The sequence below is a fragment of the Vibrio brasiliensis LMG 20546 genome (assembly GCF_000189255.1).
GTDB lineage: Bacteria > Pseudomonadota > Gammaproteobacteria > Enterobacterales > Vibrionaceae > Vibrio > Vibrio brasiliensis.
This window is the reverse complement of sequence record NZ_AEVS01000009.1, coordinates 59,487-65,486: the sequence shown is the minus strand read 5'-3', so window position 1 is coordinate 65,486 and position 6,000 is coordinate 59,487. Positions and strand designations below refer to the sequence as shown.

The 6,000-nt window shown below is 47.2% G+C and carries 3 protein-coding genes; all 3 read right to left on the bottom strand.

Annotated features, from left to right (window positions below):
• Positions 1-3,498: FimV/HubP family polar landmark protein (locus RH46_RS21990; RefSeq protein ID WP_006877777.1), on the bottom strand; the 3,498-nt coding region annotated here is incomplete at its 3' end.
• Between the two features lie 202 nt (positions 3,499-3,700).
• Positions 3,701-4,714: an aspartate-semialdehyde dehydrogenase gene (locus RH46_RS02240; protein ID WP_006877776.1), complete on the bottom strand. Its 1,014-nt coding sequence runs from the start codon at positions 4,712-4,714 to the stop codon at positions 3,701-3,703.
• On the bottom strand, positions 4,711-5,844 hold the full coding sequence (locus tag RH46_RS02235; protein ID WP_006877775.1) for a 4-phosphoerythronate dehydrogenase: 1,134 nt from the start codon (positions 5,842-5,844) through the stop codon (positions 4,711-4,713). The genes RH46_RS02240 and RH46_RS02235 overlap by 4 nt, the downstream gene beginning before the upstream one ends.
• Between the last annotated feature and the right edge of the window lie 156 nt (positions 5,845-6,000).

Below are 6,000 nucleotides of genomic sequence, written 5' to 3'. Positions count from 1 at the left end.
TTCTGCTTGAAGTTCTTCAACCTGTGGCTGTTCCGCGACGGGCGCATCAGCTTGTGTCATTTCAGCTAACGCGTCTTCCTCACCAAATTCTGGCAGGTCGAGATCGTCTAGCTCTATGTTTTCATCATCAACCTGTGGCGATTGATAGGTTGGTTCTTCACTGTCAGATAAAACTTCTTCTTCACCAAACTCAGGCAGTTCGAAAGCGTCTGGTGTGCTCTCTTGTGGCGCTTCTACTTCAGTCTGTGGTTCGAGAGTGTCTGACTCTAGTGCTACGTCAGCTAAGGCGTCTTCTTCGCTGTACTCTGGGAGCTCTGACTCATCCAGTTCTATAGCTTGTTCTGCTTGCGGTTGTTCAATCTCTGGTTGTTCATCGACCAGAGTATCAGCCATCTGATCCAGAGCGTCCGTATCAGCAATGTCCGGTAGTTCCAGTTCATCAAGTTCGATATTTTCATCAGCAACTTGCGAAGCTATCAGATCCTCTGGTTGGGCATTTTCGGATTCTGCGTCATCAAGCAGCCAGTCATCATCCTGCGGGATTCCAAACTCATTCTCGATGGCTTCTGGCATCGGTGGTTTTGGCGTGTCCGCGACTTCTTGTTCTTGATCCTGCGCTTGTTGTTCTTGCTCAACTTCTGGCGTTTGCGGTGCCTCAGAAACCTCTGGAGTCTCTGGAGTCTCTGGAGTCTCTGGAGTCTCTGGAGTCTCTGGAGTCTCTGGAGTCTCTGGAGTCTCTGGAGTCTCTTCTAGTGTGTCAGCAAGCTCCTGCTGTGCAAGCAAGTCTTCTGATAAAATTTCTGGTTGTTCTGCGCCCGATTGCGACTGACTCTCTTCAAGTTCAGTACTTGGCTGCTCTTCAACGCTAATCGTCTCAGGTTCACTAGCATGACCTTCAACCTCTTCAATCGCGGAGGTTAACCAATCATCTTCATCACCAGGCTCGTCTTCCGCAGCCATCTGCGTATCATCCGCATCAGACTCCACAGCAGAAGCTGTCTCAGGCTCAGGCAACTCTTGTTCAACATCGTCGATGTCAAACTGAGGGTTTTCTACTTCTTCAATCGCAGCTGTCAGCCAATCGTCTTCATCATCAGCATCTAATTCTGGCTCTGGCTCTGGCTCTGGCTCTGGCTCTGGCTCTGGCTCTGGCTCTGGCTCTGGCTCTGGCTCTGGCTCTGGCTCTGGCTCTGGCTCTTTAGGCTGAGGTTCGTCCAGATCAGTGTCAACCGCAACTTCTGTATTTATTTCATCATCTTGTAGATCATCAAGATCCAGTTCATCAAGTAATGGATCAGCTTCAGGAGCCGCATTAATCATGTCATCGATGAAATCATCGCTGGAGAATGCGGTTTCAGCTTGCTCTTCAGCAACTGGCTCTTGCTCGTCTATCTGCTCTGGTTGTGGAGCAGATTCTGGTTGCGACTCTACTTCTGCGCTGTCAATTTCAACCAGTTCTTCAAACAGATCTGTTGCATCATCCCCAAGATCATCGGACGTCGCTTCTGTTTCAGCCAGTTCTTCGATTAGGTCAGTGCTGTCAGTCAGGTTTACTTGATCAGACTCAGAGGCGGTACCAATCAGTTCATCAAGCTCCGCTTCAAGGTCAAAATCACTGTCACTTTCCGTATCATCGACAATGTCATCGAGTAAATCCGTACTGTCTTGTTCCAGCCCTTCATCAGCGCCAATCAACTCATCAAACGGATCAACTTCTTCACTCGGCTGCGCTGGTTCAGTCAGGCTGTCATCCATTAGTTCATCCAGTAGATCAGTACTGTCTGAGCTAATATCGACACCATCTTCATCTAACATTTCGTCGAGAAGTGCTGTCTCATCAATAGAGTTAGCTTCTAGGGCTTCGAGGTCAGCCTGAGCTTCCATTTGCGCGAAGATATCATCAATTTCACCATCAGAAGCCAGATTCGGCTCATTCAGGTTATCACCAGAATCATCACTTAAATCGAAGGAGTCCTCACCTTCATCAAGTAAATTATCAAAGTCTAAGTCATCTTCACTGTCTGACTGAGTTTCATTGAACAAATCATCAAGCAGTGATTGGTCTAGCTCACTTGAACCAAGGTCTTCACTCTCTTCATCACCGGCAAGCAGCGAGTCAAACTCATCTTGAGAGAAATCACCTTCGTCTGAAAGGTCGAAGCCATCTTCATCATCTGCGTCATCAATAACGACTTCATCGAGCGCACGCTCCATCTCTTCAAGACCAAGCGCTTTCTCATCACCGTTGACACTGATACCGTTAGAGCTCATATCAACGTCGGCTAACGACTCATCTAAGTCGCCATCATCATCGATGCCCGCAAATGGATCATCGCCATCTTCACCTTCAAGGTTGAAGTCGAGGTCACTGTCATCCAGGTCAGCGAATACATCATCTTCGTCAGATTCTTTGCCATCGAATTCGGTCTCATCACCGAATAGTTGTTCACTATCTGACTCACCAAACAGGTCGTCATCAAGTAGCAGATCATCGTCAATGTCATCATTGAGGGTTTCTGGTACGACTGGAGCAACTGGCTGGACAGGTTGTTGTTCTGTGACCGCCGCCTCTTGTGCTTCTTCTTTCTTACGACGCCCAAGCAGCATCATTACCAGAAGGCCAATAAGTAAGCCTGGAATGATCGCCAATGCCGCCACTAGCCATGTATTGGAGAACAACTGGTCCATTGCTGAAGGTGCCATTTTTTGCTCTTCAGCAACTCGCTGGCGCTCAGCCTCCAGCAGTTTTTCAACTTCATTACGAATGCGGTTTTCGTCACCCAGCTCATCTTTCAGTACATCAACTTCAGACTGAACTTCCGCCAGCATTAAACGAAGCTTGTGGTTTTTCTCCTCTAGCGCCATCAGCTCTGTTTCTGAGCTTTCTAACTGGTTTTCCAGAGAATTGACTTGCTGTTGCTTTTCTTGCTCAGCAATCGCCTTTAAGTCGCTGGCTTTTTCACTCTGTTGCGGTTGAGTCGCTACTGGCTCAACAGGCTTCTGTGCAGAAGGTTGCTTTACAACAACAGCAGGCTGAACATTATTGGTAACCGGAGCAGGTGCAACGCTTTTACCTAAACGCGCTTGATGCGAATTCATCACGTTGACCGCTTCTTGTGTGCTAACCGCTCGAACTTGCTCTAGTGAAGGAATACGAATGGTACTGCGTGGTATCAATTCGTGGATGTTCTGGTTGTCAAACGCTTGAGGGTTTAGCTGGAAAATGGCGTATAGCGTTTGCTGAACAGTAACCGAAGGAGACGGACGCAATTGAGAGGCAATACTCCATAGAGTTTCTTGCTCAGAAGTCGGTCCATAAAAACGAGAAGGCTCGGTTGTCGCGCGCGTAGAGCGTGAAAGAGGCTCGGAAAACTGGGGAGACGATTGGATCTCACCGTTAGGTCCTTTTAGGCGAATGCTCTCCGCGCTTACTAATGATGTTTGAGTCACGGCAACCATTGCTAATGGCAATAGTAGACGCTGTAAAAGTCGACGCATATAAGGCTCAGCTATGTGCTCAATTAAATTTAAAGACAATGATCTGTTAAATATATCGGATAAACCCACCAAAACTATAGGTATAGAGGTAAAAAATGTGTGTCCAACGCCATAATCGCATTAATCTCACACAAATTTCTTCAATTCGATTAAAAAAGCCCCACCGGATGGTGAGGCTTGGAAACAAATCTTAATGCTGATATTAGTAGTAATCGCGAATCAGCACTTCTGCAATTTGAACCGCGTTAGTCGCTGCGCCTTTTCTGACGTTATCAGCAACCACCCAAAGGTTAACTCCGCTATGGTGGCTAATATCGTTACGAATGCGGCCAACCATTACGTGATCTTTACCACCTGCATCGCGAACCTGAGTCGGGAAGTCATCACCCTGGAACACTTCAACACCTTCAGTTTGCTCCAGTAAGTTAATCACTTCCTGAGCATCAATAGGTGCACAGGTTTCAAGATGGATGGCTTCAGCGTGACCATAGAATACCGGAACACGAACACAAGTCGGGTTTACCGTGATACCTGGGTCATTGAAGATTTTTTGTGTTTCCCACACCATCTTCATCTCTTCGCGCGTGTAACCATTTTCCATAAACTGGTCGATTTGTGGAATACAGTTGAAGGCAATCTGCTGTGAAAACTCACTGTTTTCCGCTGGCATGCCGTTAAGAAGTTTTGCTGTTTGACCCGCTAGTTCGTCAATACCCGCTTTGCCAGCACCAGAAACCGACTGATAAGTCGATACGTTAATGCGCTCGATACCTACCGCATCGTGGATTGGCTTAAGCGCCACCAGCATTTGAATCGTTGAACAGTTAGGGTTTGCAATGATGTTACGGTTACGGAACTCTGCAATCGCTTCTGGGTTCACTTCCGGTACAACTAGAGGAATATCGTACTCGTAACGGAACTGTGATGTGTTATCGATGATAATCACACCTTCGTCCGCTGCAATCGGTGCCCATTTCGCTGACAACTCTCCACCAGCAGAGAAGAGTGCGATATGAGCCTGAGACCAGTCAAACTCTTCAACGTTTTGTACACGTACGGTTTTACCGTTAAAACGGTAAGTCTTTCCTTCACTGCGCTCACTCGCTAGCAAGTAAAGTTCACCGACTGGAAACTTGCGCTCTTGCAGCACTTCTAGAATAGTTTCACCGACCGCACCGGTCGCACCTAATACGGCAACGTTATATTGTTGGCTCATTGACTTACCTCAACCTGAAAACCTAATTTTTCTAGCGGTGATAAACGACAGCTGTTATCTCCGACTAATGTGACTGCACTGTATTCACGACGATCCCAGTAGTTCTTACGCATCAGGTCAAAAGAACCCGGCTGACTGATTTCACGGCGGAATAAGGCGTCATCTTTACGCACATCATAGACCAGCTGAGTGATGTTATGCAGTGTGGCTTCATCCCAATCACGATCTAATACCAGCTTTGGTACAGGAGCAGTTGGCAGCAAGTCACTGGCATGCGCACGTAATTCGTTATCTAAGAACTCGCAGTAGCTATTGAAAATCATCGTTGTACCGCGAGCTTTACCCTCAAGTCCATAACCAGCGACATGAGGGGTTGCGAATGCTAGCAGAGGCAGAAGCTCCATATCAACCTCTGGCTCAAATTCAAATACATCTAACGCTGCAATAAAGCCATCATTACGCAGTAAACGAGCTTTTAGCGCCGCGTTATCAACCACAGGACCACGAGCTGCATTGATTAAAATTTGGTCACCGCGTAACTTATTTAACACGCTTTCGCCAATCAGGTGATGAGTCGGATACTCGCCATCACGAGTAATTGGCGTATGCAGGGTAATGATATCAGCCTCAGTCAGTAGCTCATCCAGTGGGGTAAACTGACGCGAATCACCAGCTTGCTGTTTAGGCGGATCATTGATAAGCACCTTGATACCGATACCTTCTAAACAGTGCTGCAGATAACTACCCACCTGCCCTGCGCCGATAATACCTACGGTTTTATCAAACACTGAGAAGCCATGCTGCTGAGCCAACACCATCATGACGCTGAACGCGTACTCTGCAACACCAACCTTGTTACAGCCCGGAGCTGCAGTAAAAAAGATCCCACGCTCTTTCAGTAAACCCTGATCGACATGATCCATACCAGCAGTTGCTGTACCAACAAATTTGAGTCGATTCGCTTTTGAAATCAGGTCCGCATTGACCTTAGTAACCGAGCGGATCATCAGCGCGTCGACATCAATTAAGTCATCGGCGGTTAAGGTACGGCCTGATTTGAGAACGACTTCACCAAGCTGGCTAAAAAGTTGCTCCGCGTAAGGCATGTTTTCATCAATAAGGATTTTCATCTGTCTGTAGAGTTGAGTTGCAATTGGATTGATTGTGCAGAAAAGGAGTGTCACTGTCGAGGTATTAATGCGCTCGGCGCAAGATAAAGCTCAGATAGAAAAATGCCCGGCTAAATAGCCGGGCAATAGTCCAGAACAAAAGGATCTTAACCCGCT